Genomic DNA, 24,860 nt, shown 5'->3' on the forward strand with positions numbered 1-24,860 from the left:
TCGTGACGAGCGGTGCGCCGTCAGCCGTCGGCGGACTCATACCATGGTGACTCCGTCCTCTGATCGACGAGAAGTGCGCGCAATGTCTGACATCCTCGGTGACCGCCGGCGGGCGACCTGGTTGCTCGCGCTGCTGATGGCGACGGCGTCGCTGTCGGCGTCGGCCGGTGCCGGCTGCCGCGAATGCGCACGGCCGCAGGCCGATTCCCCGGTCGCCAGTGCGGCAGCGGTTCGCCCGCCCGCGCCGGCCACGCTGACGGTCAACCCGCCGGCGGCCGCGCAGGACGTCTCCCCCGCGGTGCCAGTGTTCGTCCGCGCGTCGGCCGGGACGCTCACCGAGGTGCAGATGACCAACGAGGGCGGCCGGGTGATCGCCGGGACGATGACGCCCGACCACAGGATGTGGCGCCCCGCCGAGGAACTCGGCTACGGCCGCACCTACACCCTCACCGTGCGCAGTCGCGGCGTCGGCGGGATGTCCGCCGCGCAGACGTCGACCTTCTCGACCGTTTCGCCGGCCGACCAGACCTCGGTCGAGTTGACCGCCACCTCGGGCCAGGCACTGGCCGACGGCGCCACCTACGGGGTGGGCACCGTCGTGGTGGCCCGCTTCGACGAGCAGATCGGCGACCGCGCGGCCGCCGAACGACGCCTCGTCGTGACCACCGACCCGCCCGTGACCGGATCCTGGTACTGGGTCGACGACCAGACCGCCCACTGGCGCCCCGAGCGGTACTTCGCCCCCGGCACGAAGGTCACCGTCGCGGCGAACGTCTACGGCGCCCGACTGGGCGACGGGCTGTACGGGCAGGACGACCGGCAGGTCTCGTTCCGCATCGGCGACGCCCACGTGTCCATCGCCGACGACACCACCAAACAGGTCAGCGTGTACGACAACGGCGTCCTCGTCCGCACCATGCCGACCTCGATGGGGATGGGCGGCACCGAGACCATCGGCGGCACCACGCTGTCGTTCTGGACACCCCCGGGCGTCTACACGGTGCTCGACAAGGACAACCCGGTGATCATGGACTCCTCGACCTTCGGGCTGCCGACCAATTCACGGCTCGGCTACCGGGAGACCATCTCGTACGCGACGCCGCATCAGCATCGACGGCATCTACCTGCACCAGTTGGACTCCACGGTGTGGGCGCAGGGCAACACCAACCTCTCGCACGGCTGCCTGAACCTCAACGGCGAGAACGCCAGGTGGTTCTACGACTTCTCGGTCCCCGGCGACGTGGTCGAGGTCCGCAACACCGGCGGCCCCCGCCTCACCCTCGCCCAGAACGGCGACTGGACGATCCCCTGGCCGGAATGGCGCAAGGGCAGCGCCCTGCCGTGAGCCCTCAGGCCGCGCTGGTCACCCGGTACACGTCGTAGACGCCCTCGACGTTGCGCACCACCCGCAGCAGGTAGCCGAGGTGCTTGGGGTCGCCCATCTCGAAGGTGAACCGGCTGATCGCCACCCGGTCGTTGGAGGTGGTCACCGACGCCGACAGGATGTTCACCTTCTCGTCGGCGAGCACGCGCGTCACGTCGGACAGCAGTCGGTGCCGGTCGAGCGCCTCGACCTGGATGGCGACCAGGAACACCGACGACGGCGACGGCGCCCACTCCACCTCGATGATGCGTTCGGCCTGCTCCTGCAGGGAGGACGCGTTGGTGCAGTCGGTCCGGTGCACGCTCACCCCGCCACCGCGGGTGACGAACCCCATGATCTGGTCACCCGGCACCGGGGTGCAGCACTTGGCCAGCTTCGTCAGGACGCCCGGCGCGCCGGGCACCGACACACCGGTGTCGTCGGTGCTGCGCTGACGGACCGGCATGGTCGCCGGGGTGGACCGTTCGGCGAGTTCGTCCTCGGCGGCGTCGTCGCCACCGAACACCGCGAGCAACCGCTGCACGACGTGGCGCGCCGAAATGTGCCCCTCACCGACCGCGGTGTAGAGCGCGGAGACGTCGGCGTAGCGCAGTTCCCGCGCGAGCGACGCCATCGACTCGGCATTCATCAAGCGCTGCAACGGAAGTCCGCCGCGTCGTACCTCGCGGCCGATCGCGTCCTTACCGGCTTCGAGCGCCTCCTCGCGGCGTTCCTTGGCGAACCACTGCCGGATCTTGGCCTTCGCACGCGGGGACACCACGAAGCTCTGCCAATCCCGCGACGGGCCTGCGCCCTGGGCCTTGGAGGTGAAGATCTCGACGACCTCACCGTTTTCGAGTTTGCGTTCCAAGGCGACCAGTCGGCCGTTGACCCGGGCGCCGATGCAGCGGTGGCCGACCTCGGTGTGCACGGCGTAGGCGAAGTCGACCGGTGTCGAACCGGCGGGCAGCGTGATCACGTCGCCCTTGGGCGTGAAGACGAAGATCTCCTGGACGGCGAGGTCGTAGCGCAGCGACTCCAGGAACTCACCCGGGTCGGCGGCCTCCCGCTGCCAGTCGAGGAGTTGCCGCATCCACGCCATGTCGTCGATCTCGGCCGCGGTGTGGCCGGCCGGTGAACCGTTGCGGCCCTTGGACTCCTTGTAGCGCCAGTGCGCGGCGATGCCGTACTCGGCGGTGCGGTGCATGTCGCGGGTGCGGATCTGCACCTCGAGCGGTTTGCCCTCGGGCCCGACGACCGTGGTGTGCAGCGACTGGTAGACGCCGTAGCGGGGCTGGGCGATGTAGTCCTTGAAGCGCCCCGCCATCGGCTGCCACAGTGAGTGCACGACACCGACGGCGGCGTAGCAGTCGCGGATCTCGTCGCACAGGATCCGCACACCCACCAGATCGTGGATGTCGTCGAAGTCGCGGCCCTTGACGATCATCTTCTGGTAGATCGACCAGTAGTGCTTGGGGCGTCCCTCGACGGTGGCGTTGATCTTGGACTTGGTCAGGGTGTTGACGATCTCCGCGCGGACCTTGGCCAGATAGGTGTCCCGCGACGGCGCGCGGTCGGCGACCAGGCGCACGATCTCGTCGTACTTCTTCGGATGAAGGATCGCGAACGACAGATCCTCGAGCTCCCACTTCACCGTGGCCATCCCCAGCCGATGGGCAAGGGGGGCAATGACTTCCAGTGTCTCGCGGGCCTTGCGGGCCTGCTTCTCCGGTGGCAGGAACCGCATCGTGCGCATGTTGTGCAGCCGGTCGGCGACCTTGATCACCAGCACCCGCGGATCGCGCGCCATCGCGATGATCATCTTGCGGATCGTCTCGCCCTCGGCGGCGGTGCCCAGTGCCACCTTGTCGAGTTTGGTGACGCCGTCGACGAGGTGGCCGACCTCGGCGCCGAATTCGGCGGTCAGCGCATCGAGGGTGTACCCGGTGTCCTCGACGGTGTCGTGCAGCAGCGCGGCGATCAGCGTGGTGGTGTCCATCCCGAGTTCGGCGAGGATGTTGGCCACCGCCAGCGGATGGGTGATGTAGGGGTCGCCGGAGCGGCGCATCTGGTCGGCGTGCCGCTCTTCGGCGACCTCGTAGGCACGCTGCAACAGCGTCAGGTCGGCCTTGGGGTAGAACTCCCGGTGGACCGCCACCAGCGGTTCGAGCACGGGGTTGACCGTGCTGCGCTGTGCGGTCATCCGGCGGGCGAGGCGGGCACGCACCCGCCGCGACGCGCTCGACGACGTTTTCGGGGCTTCGGTCTTCGAAGCGTCGGTCTTCGAAGCGTCGGTCTTCGAAGCGTCGGTCTTCGAAGCGTCGCCCTTGGGCGGCTCGGGTTCGGGGATGTCGACGACCGGCAGCGGGGCGGTGATCGGTGCACTCGTGGTCGTGTCGTCCGCCATCAGTACACCTCCTCGTCGTCGCTCGGCGTCGCCGCGCCGACCTCGAGGATATCCCTCACACCGTGTACAGGCTGCTGACAGACAGCGGTTGCACCACCTCACGCCCGCCAAGGGCGGTCAGTTCCAGCACCACTGCGGCGTGGAGCACGGTGGCGCCGCCGCTGGTGAGGAGCCGATGCGTGGCCGCCACGGTTCCGCCTGTCGCCAGCACGTCGTCGATGATCACGACGCTGCGCCCGGCGATGTCGAGCCCGTCGGCGGGGATCTCCAGTGTGGCCGACCCGTATTCGAGGTTGTAAGTCTGTGAATGCACCGGGGGCGGCAGCTTGCCCCCCTTGCGCACCGCGAGGACACCGGTGCCCAGCCGCAGCGCCACCGCGGCGCCCAGCAGGAATCCGCGGGCGTCGATGCCGGCCACCAGGTCGGCCCCTTCGGCCGTGGCGGCCAGCGCATCGGTGACCGCCATCAGCCCCTCGGCGTCGGCGAGCAGCGGCGTCAGATCCTTGAACTGGATTCCGGGTTCGGGGAAGTCGGGCACCTCGCGCATCAGTGACGCGATCACCTTCGAGATGTCGGTCACCGTGACAGCCTCCAGCGGTCCATGTTCCAGCCGGCGCCCCATCGGGTGGGGTTGCCGATCACCGCGTACATCTTCGACGAGGTGAGCAGAGTGCGCTGCTGACGGTACAGCGGCAGGGTCGGCATGTCGGCCCACAGGATCGGCGCGCCCTCACCGATCAGCCGGGCGAGCTCCTTGGGATCGTTGCTCACCGCCAGCGAACCGATGATGCCGTCGACGCGCGCGTTGGAGTACCCGCTGAGGTTGTTGCCGTTGCCGGTGTGCAGCGCGTAGGCGTCCAACGCCGACGAACCGGTCGAACCGCTGCCCGGGGCGCCGCCGGTGCTGGCGAGCAGGACGTCGATCTCGTTGGCGCGCAGCGTAAGCGGGCCGACCTTCGGGCCGGCGGCGTCGACCACCCGGATACCCGCCGGTTCGCAGGCCCTGGCGATCGTGCCGACGGTCGCGGCCAGTCTGGCGTTCGGGCTCTGGTAGCCGATGCGCACGGTCAGCGGACGGTTCCCCAGCGCGTCGCGGGCGGCGTTCGGGTTGGCGGCGGTGAACTGACCCACCTCGCCGGTGGCCTCCGCGGCGGCGAAGGCGTCCTCGTCGGCCGGGTTCAGCCGTGAGTTGGCGATCGGCACATCGGCGTTGCGGGCGATGACGTCGCGCGGTGTGCAGAAGGCCAGCGCACGCCGGGCCGGTGGAGCGGCGAGCGGGCCGCGTGGGGCGAAGATCAGCTGTTCGACACCCGAGGACGGGCTGTCGGTGCGGACGTAGTCCTCGGGCATGTTGAGGGTGCCGGAGGATCCGGCGGCGATGTCGACGACGTCGTAGGCGCCCTCGTTCACGCGCTCCTGGATGTCGGCGCCGCGCGGCCACACCGTGATCCGGTTCGTCACGGGTTTGGCGCCCCACCACTTGTCGTTGGCCACCAGGGTGACGGCGCCCTCGTCGGTCACCGATTCCAGCTTGTACGGGCCCGACGACGGGAACTTCTTCAGGTCCTCGTCGTTCAGTCCGGGCTTCAGCTCCCAGGTGGTGTTCCAGGCCTCGGCGATGCGCGCGACGGTCGGCTGGTCGCCCTTCGTCAGCGCGGTCGTGACGTCGACGCCGAGCTGGTCGGCGAGGACGTGGGACGGCATCAGCGCGGTCGCGCTGAACAGCTGCCCGAAGTCGACGAATCCGCGGTCCGGCGCGAACGACACCCGCGCGCGTTTCTGGCCCGGGGCGCAGTCCACCGACGCGACGTCGCTGTAACCGCCCCGGTTGGCGGCGTCGAACTGCGGGAAGCGCCCGGACTGGGAGGCCCAGGCGAGGACCAGGTCGTCGCAGGTCACCGGTTTACCGTCGGAGTAGACGGCCTTGTCGTTGATCTGGTAGTCGAGCACGAGCGGTGCGCGGCCGACCACCGCGATGGTGCCGAAGTCGTGGTCGCCGACGATCTGACCTTCCGGACCGTGGTAGTTGAACCCGGTCAGCACGCGGGCGAACGCCTGCGGACCGCCCGACGCCGCACCCGCCACGGTGTTGGTGTTGTAGCTGAGCAGTGCGCCGTCCACGGCATAGTCCACCGATTCCGCGGCACCGCCGCAGGAGGACAGCGCGGTGGCCGTCAACGTCGCCGCCGCCGCCGCAGCGGCGGCCCGCCGGATCCGAGCAGGCATCGGGCCTACCGGCCCCGCGAGGTGCGCTTACCCGTGGGTCGACTGGGCCTGCTGGTCGGCCGCGACGGTTTCGCACCGGGCGCTGGCTTGTCGGCCGGGGCGCTGGTGACCGGGGCGCTGGCGGCCGTGACCTTCTCCGGCTCGTCGGCCACGGTGTCGTCGTCGACCGGCGCGGTCACCGCCGCCGAGCGGCGGCCCGGCTTGCGCCGGTTGAGCACGCGGCGGGTGTGGTCACGCACCAGCTGGGTGCGCTCGCGCAGCGACACCAGCAGCGGGGTGGCGAAGAAGATCGACGAGTAGGTGCCCACGATCACGCCGACCAGCTGGACCAGCGCCAGATCCATCAGCGTGCCGACACCCAGCAGCCACACCGCGATGACCATCAGCGCGATGATCGGCAGCACCGAGATCAGGCTGGTGTTGATCGAGCGCATGAACGTCTGGTTGACCGCGAGGTTGGCCTGTTCGGCGAACGTCCGTCGGGTGGTGTGCTCGAAGCCGTGCGTGTTCTCCTCGACCTTGTCGAACACGATCACCGTGTCGTACAGCGAGAAGCCGAGGATGGTGAGCAGACCGATCACGGTCGCCGGGCTGACCTCGAAGCCCACCAGGGAGTACACGCCGGCGGTGACGACCAGGTCGAACAACAGCGTGGCCATCGCCGCGATCGCCATCCACCGTTCGTAGCGGATCCCGATGTAGAGCGAGGCCAGCACCAGGAACACCGCCAGCGCGATCAGGGCCTTCTTCGTGATCTGGCCGCCCCACGTCTCGGACACCGCCGAATCGCTGATGGCCTGCTCGCTGGGCTGCCCGTCCTCGCCGATCGGCTGGAAGCGGTCGAACAGCGCGGTCCGCAGCTCGGAGGCCTCGTCGTTGGACAGCGTCTCCGACCGGATCTGGACTGTGGCCGAGCTACCGCTGCCGACGATGACCACCGACTCCGGCGGCTTGCCGAGGGTCTCGTTGAAGACCGTCTCGACCTGGGTGACCTCGGCGTTGCCGTTGGCGCCCGCCACCGGCATCCCGACCTTGGTGCCGCCCTCGAAGTCGATGCCGAAGGTGAAGCCGCGGATCAGGATGCTGGCCAGCGCGATGAGGACGATCACCCCGCTGATGGCGTACCACATCTTGCGGCGCCCGACGACCTCGAACGCGCCGGTGCCCGTGTAGAGCCGGACGAAGAAGCCGTGTTGGGGTGCCGTCTCGGTGCCCGCCGTCTTGACGGTGTCCTCAGCGGTCTTGTCTTCAGCCGCCATTGCCTATCCCCGTCCCGCGGTCGCGTGTGCGGCCGCCCGTCGTTCGCGCGCGATCTGCTGGACCGCGCCGAGGCCGTTGAACTTCGGTTTGGCCGCCCACGTCGTCTTCGAGGCCAGGTAGACCAGCGGCCAGGTCACCAGGAACACCACGACGACGTCGAGGATCGTGGTCAGCCCGAGCGTGAACGCGAAGCCCTTGACCTGGCCGACGGCCAGGAAGTAGAGCACCGCCGCGGCGAGGAACGTCACCGCGTTGCCGGACACGATCGTCTTCCGCGCTCTGGCCCAACCGCGCGGGACCGCCGACCGGAACGACCGCCCTTCGCGGATCTCGTCCTTGATGCGTTCGAAGAACACGACGAAGGAGTCCGCGGTGGTACCGATACCGATGATCAGACCGGCGATCCCGGCCAGGTCGAGGGTGTAGTTGATGTACCGGCCGAGCAGCACCAATATCGCGAACACCATCGCCCCGGAGGCGACCAGCGACAGCGCGATCAGCACGCCGAGCAAGCGGTAGTACAGCAGCGAGTACAGCAGCACCGCCGCCAGGCCGACCGCACCGGCGATCAGCCCCGCCTTCAGCGAGGCCAGCCCGAGTGTCGCCGACACCGTCTCGGCTTCGGACGATTCGAACGACAACGGCAGCGAACCGTACTTGAGGACGTTGGCGAGTTCACGCGCCGAGTCCGCGGTGAATCGGCCGTTGATCTGGGTGCGCCCACCCGGGATGGCTTCCTGGATCTCGGGGGCGCTGACCACCTGGGAGTCCAGTGTGAACGCGGTCTGCGTGCCGACGTTGGCGGCGGTGAAATCCGCCCAGATCTTCGCGGCGTCGCTCTTGAACTCGAGGTCGACGATGTACTCGCCGCGCTGGTTGTCCAGGCCCGAGGACGCGTTGGCGATCTGCTCACCGCTGATGATCGACTTGTTCAGCAGGTACACCGTCTGCCCGTCGGTCGAGCAGGTGATCAGCGGCAGGTTGGGGTCGTCGTTGCCGGCGAGCACGTCGTCCTCACCGCAGCGGGTGGCCTGGAACTGCAGAGCCAGCAACTGGATGGACGGATCGGTGCTCTGGCGCAGCTGCTTCTCGTCGGCGATGCGCTGCGCGAGGTCCGCGCGCTTGTTGGGCGGGCCCGGGGTGGGCGACGGCGCGGGTGTGGCCGGGCCGGCGGGGGCCGGCGGTGCCGGTGCCGGTGAGGGTTCGGTCGGCGACGGGGCCGGCTGCTGCGGGTAGGGCCGGGGCTGCGGAGCCGGTGGCGTCTCGGCGGGGGGCGCCGCGGGCGGTGGCGCCTGCTCAGGCTGGCCGGGCTGCTGCGGTACCAGTCCGGGTAAGCCGGGCAGACCGGGTGCCTGCTGGGGTTGGCCTGGCTGAGCGGGCTGGGCGGGTTGTTGACCGTCCCGCGCAGCGGCCGGCTGCGCCTGCATGGCGTGCACGACCGGCCGGATGTAGAGGCGCGCCGTCTGGCCGAGGTTGCGGGCCTCGTTGCCGTCGTTGCCGGGAACGGTGATGACCAGGTTGTCGCCGTCGACGACGACCTCGGAACCCGACACCCCCAGCCCGTCGACACGCGCGCTGATGATCTGCTGGGCCTGGGCCAGCGATTCCCGGCTCGGCGGGGAGCCGTCCGGGGTTCGCGCGGTCAGGGTGACGCGGGTACCGCCCTGCAGGTCGATTCCGAGCTTCGGGTCCGCCTTCTTGTCACCGGTCAGGAAGACCAGGAGGAAGGCGCCGACCAGAAGCACAAGGAAGAGCGACAGATAGCGGGCAGGATGTACCGGCGCCGAAGACGATGCCACGTTGCTTGGGTCCCCTCGGAGTTCAGTTCGTCAGCACCGCAAAGGGTACGTGCGGCTGCTGAGGGCTTGGCTGTCAGTCTCCCTGTGGTCAGTCCCTCTTGGACCGGTCGGGGTCGGACGCGGCGTCGGCGACCGGGCTGTCGAACACCTCGGTGGCCGCCGAATCGTCGGTGTCGAGTTCGTCGTCGGGGTCGATGCGGTCCCGCACGGCGAGCTTCATCCAGGTGGTGACGACGCCGGGAGCGATCTCCAGGTGGACGTCGTCGTCGGTGATGCCGGTGATGGTGCCCTGCAGACCGGAGGTGGTGTGGATGCGGTCGCCGATCTGCAGCGATTCGTGCAGGTCGATGGTGGCCTGCATGGCCTTCTTCTGACGGCGCGAGGCGAAGAACATGAACGCGCCCATGATGATGAGCAGGGGTAGGAATACGACCAGATCCATAGCGGCAAGCGTCTTTCGTTTCGAGGTATTCGCGGTCACGGCGCCCTTGATCCCCCCGGAAAACAGGCGCCTCGTAGTTGACCAGTGTGCCATTGTCCGGGCCTGGGTCCCCATGCCCCGTCGCCCGGGAGCCCTCGAGGCGGCCGAATCCCACGGAAATCGCACAAATCGCGCGCGCTGGCTGCGTAATCCATAGTCGGGCCCTCCCCCGACGGTCGTTTCCGGCCGCACATCACCGTGGTGCCGACTAGGCTCGTGCGTGCCCGGAATCGCCGCCACCCATGTGACGCAGGAGTCTTGACGTGAGCACCCTCGAGCAGAGCCGCCACCTCGCCACGGCCATCCCCGGCCCGAAGTCGCAGCAGCTCATCGACCGCAAGGCCGCCGCCGTCTCACGCGGTGTCGGCACCACGATGCCGGTGTACGCGGCGCGTGCCCAGGGCGGCATCGTCGAGGACGTCGACGGTAACCGGCTGATCGACCTGGGCTCGGGTATCGCGGTCACCACGATCGGCAACGCGGCCCCCCGCGTCGTGGAGGCCGTCGCCGCGCAGGCCGGGCGGTTCACCCACACCTGTTTCATGGTCACGCCGTACGAGGGGTACGTGGCGGTCGCCGAGGCGCTCAACCGGCTCACCCCCGGTAGCGGCGAGAAACGCTCGGCGCTGTTCAACTCCGGTTCGGAGGCCGTCGAGAACGCCGTCAAGATCGCCAGGTCCTACACCCACAAATCCGCGGTGGTGTCCTTCGACCACGCCTACCACGGTCGCACCAACCTGACCATGGCGCTGACCGCCAAGGTGATGCCCTACAAGCACGGGTTCGGACCGTTCGCGCCGGAGATCTACCGCGCGCCGCTCTCCTACCCCTTCCGCGACGCCGAATTCGGTAAGGAACTGGCGACCGACGGCGAACTGGCCGCCCGCCGGGCGATCGATGTGATGGACAAGCAGGTCGGCGCCGACAATCTGGCCGCGGTGATCATCGAACCGATCCAGGGCGAGGGTGGTTTCATCGTCCCGGCGGAAGGCTTCCTGCCCACCCTGCTCGACTGGTGCCGCCGCAACGACGTCGTGTTCATCGCCGACGAGGTGCAGACCGGATTCGCCCGCACCGGGCGGATGTTCGCATGTGAGCACGAAGGCATCGAACCCGACCTCATCGTGACGGCCAAGGGCATCGCCGACGGTATGCCGTTGTCCGCGGTGACGGGCCGCGCCGAGATCATGGACTCTCCGCACGTGTCGGGCCTCGGCGGCACCTACGGCGGCAACCCGGTCGCCTGCGCGGCGGCACTGGCCACCATCGAGACCATCGAATCCGAGAACCTCGTCGAACGCGCGGCGGCGATCGGGGCGTTGATGAAGGACCGGCTGGGTCGGCTGCAGGCCGAGGACGACCGCATCGGCGACGTGCGCGGACGCGGCGCCATGATCGCGGTGGAGCTGGTGAAACCGGGCACCACCGAACCGGACGCCGCCCTGGCCAAGGCGCTGGCCGCCGGTGCGCACACCGCCGGGGTGATCGTGCTGACGTGCGGCACGTACGGCAACGTGTTGCGTTTCCTACCGCCGTTGGCCATCAGCGACGAGTTGCTCGACGAAGGGCTCGACGTGGTGGCCGGTCTCCTGCGCGACCTCTGACAGACAAGGAGCACTACATGACAACGGTCAAGAACTTCATCGGCGGCGAACTCGTCGACTCCGTCTCCGGCGCCACGATGCCGCTGGTGGATCCGTCCACCGGTGAGGAGTACGGGACCGCCCCGGTGTCCAACGAGGCCGACATCGACAACGCCTACGCGGCGGCGTCGAAGGCGTTCAAGGACTGGAAGCGGACCACCCCGGCGCAGCGGCAGAAGGCGCTGCTCGACTTCGCCGACGAGGTCGAGAAGGCCGCCGACGACCTGGTCACCGCCGAGGGCCGCAACACCGGCAAGCCCAACCACGTGACCATGGCCGAGGAGATCCCGCCCATGGTCGACCAGATCCGGTTCTTCGCCGGGGCGGCGCGTGTCCTCGAGGGCAAATCCGCCGGCGAGTACATGGAGAACCACACGTCGTGGATCCGCCGGGAACCGGTCGGTGTCATCGGTCAGGTGGCGCCGTGGAACTACCCGATGATGATGGCGATCTGGAAAATCTGCCCGGCGATCGCGGCGGGCAACACCGTCGTCATCAAACCCAGCGACACCACGCCGGTGACCACCGTGATGCTGGCCGAACTGGCGGCCAAGCATCTCCCGCCCGGGGTGCTCAACGTGGTGACCGGTGACCGCGTGACCGGTGCGAACCTCGTCGCCCACCCGACGCCGGAGATGGTGGCGATCACCGGGTCGGTCGCCGCGGGCCGGGCGGTCGCGGTCAGCGCGGGGGGCCACCTCAAGCGCACCCACCTCGAACTGGGCGGCAAGGCGCCGGTGATCGTGTTCGACGACGCCGACATCGCCGCGGCCGCCGAAGGTATCGCGACGGCGGGTTACTTCAACGCCGGTCAGGACTGCACGGCCGCCACGCGGGTGCTCGCCCCGGCGCGGATCGCCTCCGACCTCACCGATGCGCTGGCCGAACAGGCGAAGGCGGCGACGACGACGTTCGGGCGCCCGGCCGACGACGAGGACGCCTGGGTGCCACCGGTGAACAACGTCAACCAGCTCGACCGGGTACTGGGTTTCTTCGACGACGTGCCGTCGCACGCGACGGTCGCCGTCGGTGGAAACCGGCAGGGCCACAAGGGTTTCTACATCGAACCCACCGTGGTGGGCGGCCTGCGGCAGGACGACCGGATGATCCAGCAGGAGATCTTCGGTCCGGTCATCACCGTGCAGAGCTTCTCCGACGAGGACGAGGCCGTCGCGTGGGCCAACGGCGTCGAGTACGGGCTGGCCTCGTCGGTGTGGACGAAGGACGTGTCACGCGCGCTGCGGGTGTCGGCGGCCCTCGACTTCGGCTGCGTGTGGATCAACACCCACATCCCGCTCGTCGCGGAGATGCCGCACGGCGGCTTCAAGTCGTCGGGACACGGTAAGGACCTGTCGATGTACGGGCTGGAGGACTACACCCGCATCAAGCACGTCATGGCCTACATCGGCTGAGACGGCAGGAAACCCCGGTCGTCACCCCTCGGGTCTCCCGACGACCGGGATCTCGTGTCGACCGCGTCAGTGGTGGGCCATCGGGCGGTTGCGCCCGCCGCGGATCCGATCGAGCAATCCGCGCTTGCGTTGACCCGCAGCGGGCTGGACCGCCTCGGTGGGCGCGTTGCCCGGTGCGGCCATCGGCTGCGGCCCGGTCTGGGCCATCGGCTGCGGACCGGTCTGGGCCATCGGCTGCGGACCGGTCTGGGCCGCGGGGGCGGCGGCCATCGGCTGGGCGCCGGTGTGGGTCGCTCCCGTGTGGTCCCGGTCGGTCAGCGTGTGGTCCCGGTCGGTGAGCGTGTGGTCCCGGTCGGCCACGGTGCGGTCGTGGTCGGTCAGCGGGCGCTGCGCGTACTCGACGTCGCGCACGCTGCGGACCGACAACCGGCCGAGCGCGAGCGCGCCGAGGAACACGATCAGGGCGCCGAGGCCGTAGAAGTAGGTGAGTTCGAGCCACACCCGCTTGGTGTCGGTTCCGGCCACCGGGGCACCGGCGTTGCCCAGGCCGAGCAGGCCGGCCAGGGCACGGCCGACCACGAACCACGCGCCGGCGGCGACCGCGAGCCACGCACCGAGCGACGCGGTCGCGCGGTTACGCGACATGAGCATCAGCAGACCACCCACCACGGTCACGGCACCGGGCAGCACTTCCAGCCAGCCTCTGGCGTTCGTCCACGTCCACGGTTGATCGGGAGTGAACGCGAAATCGAAGTACGGCCCGAGGAACGGAATGAGCGCACCCCACAGGCCGAGCAGTATGAGCAGGAACCCGCTCGCCGCGCCGCGGCTGCGGGGAATCCTCATGCGGCCGCCGCGGGGGCGATCCGCACGCTCAGATCCGATCATTGTTGCCTCCTATGTCGTGCGCACCGGGTACCCGACTGCGGGCCGGCGTAACCCCGTGGCCGGCCCGCTTCTCCCAGCGATCCGACAGGTGACGAACAGCGCGGAATAAGATTAGTTTGACTAACGTAGTATCTCAGGGTGCGCAGCGAGGCGCCGCCGAAAACCTGATCGCCAGTCGTGAGGATTCGTCATGTCCACCGAGACCCGTGAAGCGCGCCTGCAGCAGCGCATCGCGCATCTGTTCGCCACCGACCCGCAGTTCGCCGCCGCCCGGCCCGACCCCCGGATCAGCGATGCCGTCGACCGCGATGACGCGCGGCTGACCGCCATCGTCTCCGCCGTCATGTCGGGGTACGCCGACCGGCCGGCACTCGGGCAGCGCGCCGCCGAATTCGCCACCGACCCGCAGACCGGCCGCACCACGATGGAGCTGCTCCCCCGCTTCGACACCATCACCTACCGGGAGCTGCTCGACCGCGTCCGGGCGCGCACCAACGCGTGGCACGCCGACGGGGTGCGCCCCGGCGACCGCGTCGCAATCCTCGGATTCACCGGCATCGACTACACCGTCGTCGACCTCGCCCTGATCCAGCTCGGCGCGGTCGCGGTGCCGCTGCAGACCAGCGCCGCCGTGGAGGCGCTGCGCCCGATCGTGGCCGAGACCGAACCGATGCTCATCGCCACCGGCGTCGATCATGTCGACGCCGCCGCGGAACTCGCACTCACCGGCCACCGTCCGTCCCAGGTGGTGGTCTTCGACCACCGCGAGCAGGTCGACGACGAACGCGACGCGGTGCGGGCCGCGACGGCCCGGCTGGGAGACGCGGTGCCCGTCGAGACACTCGCCGAGGTGTTGCGGCGTGGCGCCCATCTGCCCGCCGTGGCACCGCACGTGTTCGACGAGGCCGATCCACTGCGGCTGCTGATCTACACCTCCGGCAGCACCGGCGCCCCCAAGGGCGCGATGTATCCCGAGAGCAAGGGTCGCCGGCATGTGGCGCGCGTCGGCCAAGGCCGCCTGGAACAACGATCAGACGGCGATTTCGTCGATCACCCTGAACTTCCTGCCGATGAGCCACGTCATGGGTCGCGGCCTGCTGTGCGGCACGCTCAGCACCGGTGGCACCGCGTATTTCGCCGCCCGCAGCGATCTGTCGACGCTGCTCGAGGACCTGCGCCTGGTACGGCCCACCCAACTCAGCTTCGTGCCACGGATCTGGGACATGCTCTTCCAGGAGTTCGTCGGCGAGGTCGACCGGCGGGTGAACGACGGTGCAGACCGCCCCACCGCGGAGGCCGACGTGCTGGCCGAACTGCGCCAGGAGCTGCTCGGTGGCCGGTTCGTCACCGCGATGACCGGTTCGGCGCCCATCTCCCCCGAGATGAAGACATGGGTGGAGACCCTGCTCGACATGCACCTGGTCGAGGGTTACGGCTCGACGGAGGCCGGCGCGGTGTTCGTCGACGGCCACATCCAGCGCCCGCCGGTGCTCGACTACAAACTCGTCGACGTCCCCGACCTCGGCTACTTCAGCACCGACCGGCCGCACCCGCGCGGTGAGCTGCTGGTCCGCTCCACGCAGCTGTTCCCCGGCTACTACAAGCGTCCCGACGTCACCGCCGAGGTGTTCGACGACGACGGCTTCTACCGCACGGGCGACATCGTCGCCGAGCTCGGCCCCGACCAGCTGCAGTACCTCGACCGCCGCAACAACGTGCTCAAACTCGCCCAGGGTGAGTTCGTCACCATCTCCAAACTCGAGGCGGTCTTCGCCGGCAGCGCCCTCGTCCGCCAGATCTTCGTGTACGGCAACAGTGCGCGCTCCTACCTGCTGGCCGTCGTCGTGCCGACCGACGATGCGGTGGCCCGGCACGACCCGGCATCGCTCAAGACCGCGATCAGCGCCTCGCTGCAGCAGGCCGCGAAGACCGCCGGTCTGCAGTCCTACGAGCTGCCGCGTGACTTCCTCGTCGAGACTCAACCGTTCACGCTGGAGAACGGACTACTGACCGGCATCCGCAAGCTGGCCCGCCCGAAACTCAAGGCGCGCTACGGCGATCGGCTCGAGGCGCTCTACGTCGAACTGGCCGAAGGACAGGCAGGCGAACTGCGCACCCTGCGCCGGGACGGCGCGAAGCGTCCGGTGGCCGAGACGGTCGGCCGCGCCGCGGCCGCGCTGCTCGGCGCCGCCGCCGCCGACGTGCGCCCCGACGCGCACTTCACCGACCTCGGCGGAGACTCGTTGTCGGCGTTGACCTTCGGCAATCTGCTGCAGGAGATCTTCGGCGTCGACGTCCCGGTCGGGGTGATCGTCAGCCCGGCGGCCGACCTGGCGTCGATCGCGGCGTACATCGAGACCGAACAGGCCTCGACCGGCAAGCGGCCGACCTACGCGTCGGTGCACGGGCGCGACGCCGAACAGGTACGCGCGCGCGACCTCACCCTGGACAAGTTCATCGACGCCGAAACACTCTCCGCTGCAACAGAACTGCCCGTCCCGATCGGTGAGGTGCGCACCGTGCTGCTGACCGGGGCCACCGGATTCCTCGGCCGCTACCTGGCGCTGGACTGGCTCGAAAGGATGGCCCTGGTCGACGGCAAGGTCATCTGCCTGGTCCGCGCGAAGGACGATGCGGCCGCCCGCAAACGCCTCGACGACACCTTCGACAGCGGCGATCCGAAGCTGCTGGCGCACTACCGCAAGCTGGCCGCCGACCACCTCGAAGTGCTGGCCGGCGACAAGGGTGAGGCGGATCTCGGGCTGCCGCATCAGGTCTGGCAGCGACTGGCCGACACCGTCGACCTCATCGTCGACCCGGCCGCCCTGGTCAACCACGTACTGCCGTACAGCCAGCTGTTCGGGCCCAACGCGCTGGGCACTGCCGAGCTGATCCGGCTTGCGCTCACCACCCGCATCAAACCGTTCACCTACGTGTCGACGATCGGCGTCGGCGCCGGTATCGAACCGGGCCGTTTCACCGAGGACGACGACATCCGGGTGATCAGCCCGACGCGGGCCGTCGACACCGGGTACGCCAACGGCTACGGCAACAGCAAGTGGGCCGGTGAGGTGTTGTTGCGCGAGGCGCACGATCTGTGCGGGCTCCCCGTGGCGGTGTTCCGGTGCGACATGATCCTGGCCGACACCACCTACGCCGGCCAGCTCAACCTGCCGGACATGTTCACCCGGATGATGCTGAGCCTGGTGACCACGGGTATCGCGCCGAAATCGTTCCACCCACTCGACGCAAAGGGCCACCGGCAGAGCGCCCACTACGACGGGCTGCCGGTCGAGTTCGTCGCCGAATCGATCTCCGCGCTGGGAGCGCAGGCGGTCGACGAGGCGGGAACGGGTTTCGCCACCTACCACGTGATGAACCCCCACGACGACGGGATCGGCCTCGACGAATTCGTCGACTGGCTCGTCGAGGCGGGGTATCGCATCGACCGCATCGACGACTACGCGGCCTGGCTGCAGCGGTTCGAAACCGCCCTGCGGGCGCTGCCCGAGCGCACTCGGCAGTACTCACTGCTCCCGCTGCTGCACAACTACCAGCGGCCTGCGCACCCGATCAACGGGGCGATGGCCCCGACCGACCGGTTCCGCGCTGCGGTGCAGGAGGCAAAGCTCGGCCCGGACAAGGACATTCCCCACGTCACTCCAGCGGTGATCGTCAAGTACGCCACCGACCTGGAGCTGCTGGGCCTGATCTAGTCAGGCCACCACGCTCTCCACCCGGACGACCGGAGGGATGGCGAGCATGAGAAGTCCGGTCAGGCCGATCCAGGCGACCATGCTGTAGGCGCCCGGCAGTCCGACCCAGGTGTGCAGCAGTGGGAGCACCCCGAACACGGCCAGCCCCGCCGACCATCTGGGGAGGACGCCGGTGCGCCACACGACGTAGGCCGTCGCGAAGATCAGTGCGGCCGAACCGATGTGGCTGTAGTGGTAGAGCCACACCGCCAATGTCAGGAACGGTTGCGCATGATCGCTCATGGCGTCGACCATGGCTGTGTCGGACGATCGGGTGACCGCCGCCGGGACGGCGACCTCCGCTGCCAGTCCGGCGGCGGTCAGTGCCAGGAACAGCCCGCCGCCGACGACCGCCGCGTACACCGCGCCGGTCGGGCCGGCGGCCGACCGCAGCAGCGAGAGCAGCACGCCGAGGAACGCCACACCGAAGAGCAGGTGCAGCAGCGGCACGGTGCCGTTGGCGGTGACGAAGGATGCCGCGTCGAAGGTTTGGTTCCGCTCCGGTGAGCCGGCGAGATACGCCGGGAGCGCGGCGCCCGCGCAGATGAGGCCGCACACACCGCCGATCCGGATCGTGCCGCTGCCCATACCTGCGTCCTCTCAGTCGAACAGCCCTACACGAGCACCCTGCCGGTGCTTTCGCTGGCTGTCGAAGATAGCGGTCCGGGCGCAATCCGGTGTCCGTTGGGATCGGGTGAACATCCTCTGATGTGTTTCAAGTAACAGCCGGCCGGTAACCCACTGCCCAGAATGTGACCGCTGACACGGACGGCTGACGCGCCGGGCCAGCCCGACTGCGAAGAGGACCTCCATGGCGGAGCGCGGTGCCGAACCCCCCGTCCCCCGGGGCCGTCGCCTGCTCTTGCGCGCCGTGCGGCATTTGTTCAACCCGTTGCGGCCCGACGATTACCTCGAGATGGTCAACCCGTTGTGGACGACCAAGGAACTCCGCGGCAAGGTCGAGCGCGTCGAACCGCAGGGTTCAGAAGCGGCGAGCGTACTGATCCGACCCGGGTACGAATGGCCGGGGCACAAACCCGGCCAGTACGTGCGTCTCGGCCTGGTCATCGACGGTCGCTATCACTGGCGCGCGTACTCGCTCACCTCGGATCCGCACCCGGATGACGGGTTGATCAGCGTCACGCCCAAGAAGGTGGACAACGGCGTGGTCTCGCCGTACCTGGTGCAGAAGATCCAGCCGGGAGAGCTGGTACGCCTGGGCGAGATCGAAGGCGTGTTCACGCTGCCTGAACCGTTGCCGGCCAAGATGCTGTTCATCAGCGCGGGCAGCGGTATCACGCCGATCATCAGCATGCTGCGCAGCCTCGATCACCGTGGCGAGATGGGCGACGTGGTGGTGATCCATTCAGCCCGCACCCGCGAACAGGTCATGTTCCTGTCTGCACTCGAAGATCTCGACCGCCGCCACGAGAACCTGCGGTTGGACCTGCGGCTGACATCCGAACGTGGCCGCATGTCGGCCGGGGATCTGGACGAGGTGTGTCCGGACTGGCGCGAACGTGAAGCGTTCTGTTCAGGTCCCAGCGAACTGCTCGACGACATGATCGAGCACTGGGAGGACAACGGCGACCGCGACCGGCTTCACTTCGAACGGTTTCAGCCGAAGATCGGAGGCGACGCCGGCGATGGCGAAGGTGGGCAGATCACCTTCCTCGACAGCGACACCACTACCGAAAGCGACGGTGGCACACCGATTCTCGAATCCGGTGAGCAGGCCGGGCTGAAGCTTGCGTACGGCTGCCGGATCGGGATCTGCCACACCTGCGTAGGGACGCTCAAATCCGGGAGAGTTCGCGACCTGCGGTCTGGAGAAGTCACCGAACCGACCGGGCAGGACGTCCGGATCTGCATCCACGCCGCTGAAGGCGACGTCGAATTCGAACTCTGAGGAGCCACTGTGACCACCACTGTCGAGAGCCCCCTGGCCCGTCTCACCGAGCAGGAGTTGGAAAAGCTCGCCAAGGAACTCGACGCGATACACGACGAGATCTTCAGTGAACTCGGCGACCGGGACCGCAACTACATCAAGGCGGTCATCTCGGTCCAGCGCCAGATCGTGGTCGCCGGTCGGGTACTGCTGCTCGCCTCACGGTCGCGGACTGCCCTGGTGGCGGGCACGGCCTGTCTGGGTATGGCCAAGATCCTGGAGAACATGGAACTCGGCCACAACATCCTGCACGGCCAATGGGACTGGATGAACGATCCTGACATCCACTCATCGGTCTGGGACTGGGACACCGCCTCGACCGCGAAGGCCTGGAAGCACTCGCACAACTACATTCACCACACCTATACCAACATCCGTGGCAAGGACAAGGATCTCGGCTACGAGATCATGCGGATCGATCCCAACCAGAAGTGGCGCCCCGCCAATCTCGGCCAACCGCTCTACAACTTCCTGCTCACGGTCCTGTTCGAATGGGGCGTGGCGTTGCACGACACCGACGTCGAGGCACTGTGGCGCGGCCAGAAGACGATGGCCGATCTCAAGGAGGATTTCCGGGGCATCGCCGGCAAAGCGCGCCTGCAGATCATCAAGGACTACGTCGGCTGGCCGTTGATCAGCGCCGGCGCCTTCGCGCTCGCACAGTTGGCTCTGCGCGGGCGAATCGACCAGCCTGCCGAGTCGCGGGTGGCCAGGCGACTTCGCCAAATATCGACCAAGGGTCGCATCGGCGCAACGGCCACTGTGCTCGACCGTCTGCTACCCGGCGTCGAGAGCACATTCCTGCGCACTTTGGCGGCCGACGCTCTGGCCAACCTCATTCGCAACGTGTGGGCGCACGCCATCATCTTCTGCGGCCACTTTCCCGACCAGACATATACATTCAGTGAAGAGGAAGTGGAGAACGAGTCGCGCGGTGGGTGGTACGTCCGCCAATTGATCGGCGCAGCCAACATCGAGGGCAGCCCGCTCTTCCACGTGATCAGCGGAAACCTCGGTTACCAGGTCGAACACCACCTCTATCCCGACATGCCGAGCAGCCGGTACTCCGAGATCGCGCCCAGAATCAAAGACATCTGCGAGCGGTACGAATTACCGTACAACTCCGGACGATTCGGCAAACAATGGTTCTCGGTGCACCGCACCATCTTCCGTCTGGCCTTTCCGGGCGGGAAGCCGCGACCCAAGCCCGGGCCCTACCGCAGCCAGGATCGGAACCCGACCCGGGAAGCCCCGAGCGAAGCCGTACGATTCCGCGACCGCCTTCCCGCCGAACATCCGGATGCCGGTCCCGAGCACGCGTCTACCGGCGTCGCGGTGCAGCCGCCGCCGCGCGGCAACGACTGACGCTCCGCTGCGTCCTCAGTCGAACAGCCCGGTCTGGCCCAGTCCGGTGATGCCGCTGGGTGGGGTCAGGCCGAGATGCGTCCAGGCCGACGCGGTGGCCACGCGGCCACGCGGTGTGCGCGCGATCATCCCGGCGCGCACCAGGAACGGTTCGCACACCTCCTCGACGGTGGTGGGTTCCTCCCCCACCGCGACCGCCAGTGTGGAGACGCCCACCGGGCCGCCGCCGAAGCTGCGGATCAACGCCGAGAGCACCGCGCGGTCGAGGCGGTCGAGGCCGAGTTCGTCGACGTCGTAGACCTCCAGCGCCGCCTTGGCGATGTCGCGAGTGATGACCCCGTCGGCGCGCACCTCGGCGTAGTCGCGGACCCGGCGCAGCAGCCGGTTGGCGATGCGGGGGGTGCCGCGGGAGCGGCGGGCGATCTCCGCGCCGGCCTCGGTACCGAGGTGGATGCCGAGGATGCCCGCCGAGCGGGCCAGCACCCGTTCCAGTTCGGCCGGCTCGTAGAAGTCCATGTGGGCGGTGAACCCGAACCGGTCGCGCAGTGGACCGGTCAGCGCACCGGACCGGGTGGTGGCGCCCACCAGGGTGAACGGCGCGACCTCCAGCGGAATCGACGTCGCCCCAGGGCCTTTGCCGACCACCACGTCGACCCGGAAGTCCTCCATCGCCAGGTACAGCATCTCCTCGGCCGGGCGCGCGATGCGGTGGATCTCGTCGATGAACAGCACGTCACCCTCGACGAGGTTCGACAGCATCGCCGCCAGATCCCCGGCGCGTTCCAGCGCCGGCCCCGAGGTCACCCGCAGCGACGACGACAGCTCGGCGGCGATGATCATCGCCAGCGACGTCTTGCCCAGCCCCGGCGGACCGGACAGCAGGATGTGGTCGGGCGTGCCGCCGCGGTTCTTGGCGCCCTCGAGCACCAGCTGCAACTGTTCACGCACCCGCGGCTGGCCGATGAACTCCCCCAGCGACCTGGGTCGCAGGCTGGCGTCGATATCACCCTCACCGACCGTCAGCGCCGGTGAGACGTCCCGATCATCGGGCTCGGCGTCCTGCGCCCCGGCGTCGTCGAAACGGCCCATGTCACTTCTTCCCCAGCATCGACAACGCCGCCCGCAGCGCGCTCGACGTGGTCGCGTCCGGATCGGCGGCGAGGACCTTGTCACACGCCTCCTCGGCCTGTTTGGCCGCAAAGCCCAGCCCGACAAGGGCTTCGACCACCGGGCCGCGCACGGCGTGCCCACCGACCGCCGTCACACCCGCCCCGGTGGTGACCGGGCCGATCTTGTCGCGCAGTTCGAGCACCATCCGCTCGGCGCCACGCTTGCCGATACCGGGCACCCGGGTGAGCGCGGTGACGTCGCCGTCGGCCAGCGCCTGGCGCAAGGTGGGCGCGTCGTAGACCGCCAGCGTCGCCAACGCGATCTTCGGCCCCACCCCGGAAACGCCGAGCAGCGTGCCGAACAGGTCCCGCGCATCGGCGTCGGCGAACCCGTACAGCGTCATCGAATCCTCGCGCACGATCATCGCGGTCACCAGACGCGACTCAGTGCCGCGGCGCAGCGTGGCCAACGTCGACGGGGTGGCCATCACCTTGTAGCCCACCCCGGCGGCTTCGATCACCGCGTGGTCGAGCGCGATGTCGATCACCTCACCGCGTACCGAGGCGATCATGCGCGGGCCGCCTTGAGCTTGGCCTGATATTTGCGGCGCGCTTCGGCGGCCATCGCCTCCGCGGCGGCCATCCGCGCGATCATCGGCGCGCGCCAGCAGTGGCAGATCGCCAGCGCCAGCGCGTCGGCTGCGTCGGCCGGTGTCGGCTTCGCCTGCAGCGCAAGGATTCTCGTCACCATCTCGGTTACCTGGGCCTTGTCGGCGCGGCCGTTGCCGGTGACCGCGGCCTTGACCTCGCTGGGGGTGTGGAAGTGCACGTCGATATCGCGTTTGGCCGCCGCCAGCGCGATGACGCCACCGGCCTGGGCGGTGCCCATGGCGGTGTTGGCGTTGTGGTTGGCGAACACCCGCTCGATCGCGATCACGTCGGGCCGATGGGTATCCATCCAGTGCTCGACCGTATCGCTGATGATCAACAGGCGGCGGTGCAGCTGCTCATCGGCCGGGGTGCGCACCACGTCGACGTCGAGCGCGATCACCTTCCGACCCTGCCCGCTTTCGATGACCGAAAGCCCACAGCGCGTCAACCCGGGATCGACTCCCATCACCCGCACGACAACGCCCCTTCGTGAGAACACCTGTTCGACACCCTAGCGGGCGATCGGCCGCGCGGATATCCGCGACACACCGCTCAGGTGTACGGCCGCAGGTCCTGCGGCGGTGACCCCGGATCAGGCACCACACCGGCCACGCGGATGCCGTCGACGATCTCGGCGATCCGCCGTCCCGATGCGCGCCACCCCTTGATCTTCTCCTCGGCCACGTCCTCGTCGTCCCGGGTGACGACCACCTTCCACGGCACGCCGCAGAGCTTCCCCAGCGCCCAGAACGGCCACGCCAGCACGAACGGCAACGCGAGGGCGAACATGAGGACCCCGAACCAGTCGCTGCCCCAGTTCAGGTCTTCCAGACGGTCGAGCAGCGGCATCCAGCGGCGGTGCACGCGCCACCGCACCCCGTCGGCGTCCTCGAGTTCCGCCATGGCTAGAGCACGAACCGGCCGGATCGGGCGCCCTGTGAGATCTGCCACGCCAATTCGGCGATCCGTCCTTTCGACCGCTGCCACCCGCGCACGCGCTCGCGGTTCATCTCCTGGCCGTCGCGTTCGACGAGGATCGTCCACCGCCCGCCCAGCCATTTCGTCACCAGCCAGAACGGCCACAGCACCAGAAACGGCAGCGCAAGGACAAGTCCGAACAGGTCGAAGGTCAGATCGACCACACCGGGAAAAGGCCACCACTGCCGGTGCACCGACCATGTCGTCCCGTTCGGATCCGTGACCGCCGCCATGGCGTCATCATCGCGGATCAGCGCGCCGACGGGGCGATTTCGCGGTGCGACATGCGCGCGCGCCGATGTGACGGCCCGCGTCCATGCCGCTACCGTCGGGATGGACCGTCGAACCCGAGCCGTGGAGCAGATGCCCCCGATGCCCGAAGAGACCGAACTCCAATCCGCCACCGACCTCGCCGTCACCCTCAGTTGGGTGGCGGGCGCCGTCGTCGCCGCCTACCTGGTGGGCATTGTGCTCACCTGGGTGTTGTCGCGGGTGGCACGCCGCAGCCACGTCGTCAAGGACATCGAGGTGTGCACCCGGCTGCCGATCCGGGCGATCTTGATGGTGGTGGCCGCGACGGTCGCCGTGCAGCGCACCGCCGACCCGGCCACGACCTGGCGCGGCTGGGTGGACCACACCCTGGTCATCGCGCTGATCGCGACACTGACGTGGCTCGTGACCGGGTTGGTGAAAGTCGCTGAGCGCCAGGCTATCTCCCGCTTCGGCGGCGGTGACGCCGGGTTGACCGACGCCGACCGGCACCGTCGGCGGGTCCGCACCCAGGTGACCGTGCTGCGCCGACTGGCGGTCGCAATCGTCGTCGTCCTGGGCTCCGCCGCGATCCTGATGACGTTCCCGTCGTTCTCCGACATCGGCACCACGCTGTTCGCCTCGGCCGGTGTGCTGTCGGTGGTCGCCGGCCTGGCGGCGCAGACCTCTCTGGGGTCGGTCTTCGCCGGCCTGCAGATCGCCTTCTCCGACGCCATCCGCGTGGGCGATGTGGTCGTGCTCGAAGACGAATGGGGCCGAATCGAGGAGATCACGCTGACGTACGTGGTGGTCCGCGTGTGGGACGAACGCCGTCTGGTGCTGCCCTGCACCTACTTCACCAACACCCCGTTCCAGAACTGGACGCGCAACGCCACCGAGATCATGGGCACCGTCGAGTTCGACGTCGACTTCTCGGTGCCCTTCGACGACATGCGCGCAGAACTGGACCGGTTGCTGGCCGAAAGCGACCAGTGGGACGGCCGCAGCGGCGTGTTGCAGGTCACCGGGGCGGTCGGCGGCTTCGTCCGGGTGCGGGTCCTGGTCAGCGCGCCCGACGCCAGCGCGCTGTGGGATCTGCAGTGCGCGGTGCGCGAAGGCCTGGTCGACTGGATCCGGCGCACCCACGGCACCGCCCCGAGGTTCCGACTGGAGTCCAGCCAGCCGGCGCCGCGGCGCCACGTCACCACCGGCGGTGAGACACCGCGGGTGGGTTCGGCGGTGTTCTCCGGCAGCCCGGAGGCCGAGGCCCGCGCCCGCGACTTCGACCACTCCAACGGGTCCAACGGGCACGGCCGCGACTAGCA

General features: G+C 68.8%; 19 protein-coding genes and 1 pseudogene. 7 read left to right on the top strand and 13 right to left on the bottom strand.

The features are described 5' to 3' along the window. The first annotated feature begins 82 nt into the window (after nucleotides 1–82). Nucleotides 83–1,384 (top strand): Ig-like domain-containing protein, encoded by a 1,302-nt coding sequence (locus tag G6N49_RS11890; RefSeq protein ID WP_423226878.1) that lies wholly within the window; start codon nucleotides 83–85, stop codon nucleotides 1,382–1,384. On the opposite strand, the gene G6N49_RS11895 is transcribed toward G6N49_RS11890, so the two are convergent. The 6 genes from G6N49_RS11895 to yajC all read right to left on the bottom strand — a co-directional run bounded on the left by G6N49_RS11895 (nucleotide 1,351) and on the right by yajC (nucleotide 9,498). Continuing rightward, nucleotides 1,351–3,771: a RelA/SpoT family protein gene (locus G6N49_RS11895; RefSeq protein ID WP_011855501.1), complete on the bottom strand. Its 2,421-nt coding sequence runs from the start codon at nucleotides 3,769–3,771 to the stop codon at nucleotides 1,351–1,353. The two genes, G6N49_RS11890 and G6N49_RS11895, sit on opposite strands and share 34 nt — an antisense overlap. 55 nt (nucleotides 3,772–3,826) lie before the next feature. Then, complete coding sequence (locus tag G6N49_RS11900; protein ID WP_011559677.1) at nucleotides 3,827–4,351, bottom strand: adenine phosphoribosyltransferase; 525 nt, start codon at nucleotides 4,349–4,351, stop codon at nucleotides 3,827–3,829. Continuing rightward, complete coding sequence (locus G6N49_RS11905) at nucleotides 4,348–5,997, bottom strand: ABC transporter substrate-binding protein (RefSeq protein ID WP_011559676.1); 1,650 nt, start codon at nucleotides 5,995–5,997, stop codon at nucleotides 4,348–4,350. The genes G6N49_RS11900 and G6N49_RS11905 overlap by 4 nt, the downstream gene beginning before the upstream one ends. A 5-nt stretch (nucleotides 5,998–6,002) precedes the next feature. Continuing rightward, nucleotides 6,003–7,256, bottom strand: a complete 1,254-nt coding sequence (gene secF, locus G6N49_RS11910) for a protein translocase subunit SecF (protein WP_011559675.1) — start codon at nucleotides 7,254–7,256, stop codon at nucleotides 6,003–6,005. Nucleotides 7,257–7,259: 3 nt separating this feature from the next. Further along, a complete protein-coding gene (secD, locus tag G6N49_RS11915) occupies nucleotides 7,260–9,056 on the bottom strand; it encodes a protein translocase subunit SecD (RefSeq protein WP_011559674.1) in 1,797 nt (598 codons plus the stop codon). 88 nt (nucleotides 9,057–9,144) lie between these two features. Beyond that, nucleotides 9,145–9,498 carry a preprotein translocase subunit YajC gene (gene yajC / locus G6N49_RS11920; RefSeq protein ID WP_011559673.1) on the bottom strand — a complete coding sequence of 118 codons (354 nt, stop codon included), beginning with the start codon at nucleotides 9,496–9,498 and terminating at the stop codon, nucleotides 9,145–9,147. A 302-nt stretch (nucleotides 9,499–9,800) separates the two neighbouring features. Here yajC and gabT point away from each other — a divergent pair, with 302 nt between their 5' ends. Together gabT and G6N49_RS11930 are read left to right on the top strand one after the other, a co-directional pair. After that, the gene (gene gabT / locus G6N49_RS11925; protein WP_011559672.1) at nucleotides 9,801–11,141 is read left to right on the top strand and encodes a 4-aminobutyrate--2-oxoglutarate transaminase; all 1,341 of its coding nucleotides are present in this window, start codon (nucleotides 9,801–9,803) and stop codon (nucleotides 11,139–11,141) included. Nucleotides 11,142–11,158: 17 nt separating this feature from the next. Further along, entirely contained in the window at nucleotides 11,159–12,592 is a 1,434-nt protein-coding gene (locus tag G6N49_RS11930; RefSeq protein ID WP_011559671.1) for a gamma-aminobutyraldehyde dehydrogenase, read from the top strand. Nucleotides 12,593–12,658: 66 nt separating this feature from the next. Here G6N49_RS11930 and G6N49_RS11935 read toward each other — a convergent pair whose 3' ends face one another. Then, nucleotides 12,659–13,480 (bottom strand): hypothetical protein, encoded by an 822-nt coding sequence (locus G6N49_RS11935; protein ID WP_011559670.1) that lies wholly within the window; start codon nucleotides 13,478–13,480, stop codon nucleotides 12,659–12,661. A gap of 190 nt (nucleotides 13,481–13,670) precedes the next feature. Here G6N49_RS11935 and car point away from each other — a divergent pair. After that, nucleotides 13,671–17,196, top strand: a pseudogene (gene car / locus G6N49_RS11940) (carboxylic acid reductase). On the opposite strand, the gene G6N49_RS11945 reads toward car, so the two are convergent. Then, nucleotides 17,197–17,823 (bottom strand): hypothetical protein, encoded by a 627-nt coding sequence (locus G6N49_RS11945; RefSeq protein ID WP_083044585.1) that lies wholly within the window; start codon nucleotides 17,821–17,823, stop codon nucleotides 17,197–17,199. A gap of 223 nt (nucleotides 17,824–18,046) precedes the next feature. On the opposite strand from G6N49_RS11945, the gene G6N49_RS11950 reads away from it, so the two are divergent. After that, nucleotides 18,047–19,144, top strand: coding sequence for a ferredoxin reductase (locus tag G6N49_RS11950; protein ID WP_083044587.1), 1,098 nt, complete (start codon nucleotides 18,047–18,049; stop codon nucleotides 19,142–19,144). Nucleotides 19,145–19,153: 9 nt separating this feature from the next. Further along, nucleotides 19,154–20,548: a fatty acid desaturase family protein gene (locus G6N49_RS11955; RefSeq protein ID WP_011559666.1), complete on the top strand. Its 1,395-nt coding sequence runs from the start codon at nucleotides 19,154–19,156 to the stop codon at nucleotides 20,546–20,548. Between the two features lie 15 nt (nucleotides 20,549–20,563). Here the strand turns inward: G6N49_RS11955 and ruvB are convergent, their stop codons facing one another. The 5 genes from ruvB to G6N49_RS29500 form a co-directional block, all read right to left on the bottom strand. After that, the gene (gene ruvB, locus G6N49_RS11960; RefSeq protein WP_011559665.1) at nucleotides 20,564–21,637 is read right to left on the bottom strand and encodes a Holliday junction branch migration DNA helicase RuvB; all 1,074 of its coding nucleotides are present in this window, start codon (nucleotides 21,635–21,637) and stop codon (nucleotides 20,564–20,566) included. 1 nt (nucleotide 21,638) lies between these two features. Next, complete coding sequence (gene ruvA / locus G6N49_RS11965) at nucleotides 21,639–22,229, bottom strand: Holliday junction branch migration protein RuvA (RefSeq protein WP_011559664.1); 591 nt, start codon at nucleotides 22,227–22,229, stop codon at nucleotides 21,639–21,641. Beyond that, complete coding sequence (gene ruvC / locus G6N49_RS11970) at nucleotides 22,226–22,783, bottom strand: crossover junction endodeoxyribonuclease RuvC (protein WP_085975395.1); 558 nt, start codon at nucleotides 22,781–22,783, stop codon at nucleotides 22,226–22,228. The genes ruvA and ruvC overlap by 4 nt, the downstream gene beginning before the upstream one ends. 77 nt (nucleotides 22,784–22,860) lie before the next feature. Continuing rightward, complete coding sequence (locus G6N49_RS29495) at nucleotides 22,861–23,211, bottom strand: hypothetical protein (RefSeq protein ID WP_225891978.1); 351 nt, start codon at nucleotides 23,209–23,211, stop codon at nucleotides 22,861–22,863. A gap of 2 nt (nucleotides 23,212–23,213) precedes the next feature. Then, nucleotides 23,214–23,519 (bottom strand): hypothetical protein, encoded by a 306-nt coding sequence (locus G6N49_RS29500; protein WP_225891979.1) that lies wholly within the window; start codon nucleotides 23,517–23,519, stop codon nucleotides 23,214–23,216. A gap of 139 nt (nucleotides 23,520–23,658) precedes the next feature. On the opposite strand from G6N49_RS29500, the gene G6N49_RS11980 reads away from it, so the two are divergent. Next, nucleotides 23,659–24,858 (top strand): mechanosensitive ion channel family protein, encoded by a 1,200-nt coding sequence (locus G6N49_RS11980; protein WP_011768209.1) that lies wholly within the window; start codon nucleotides 23,659–23,661, stop codon nucleotides 24,856–24,858. Nucleotides 24,859–24,860 lie beyond the last annotated feature (2 nt).

It is taken from the genome of Mycolicibacterium monacense (genome assembly GCF_010731575.1).
Taxonomy (GTDB): Bacteria; Actinomycetota; Actinomycetes; order Mycobacteriales; family Mycobacteriaceae; genus Mycobacterium; species Mycobacterium monacense.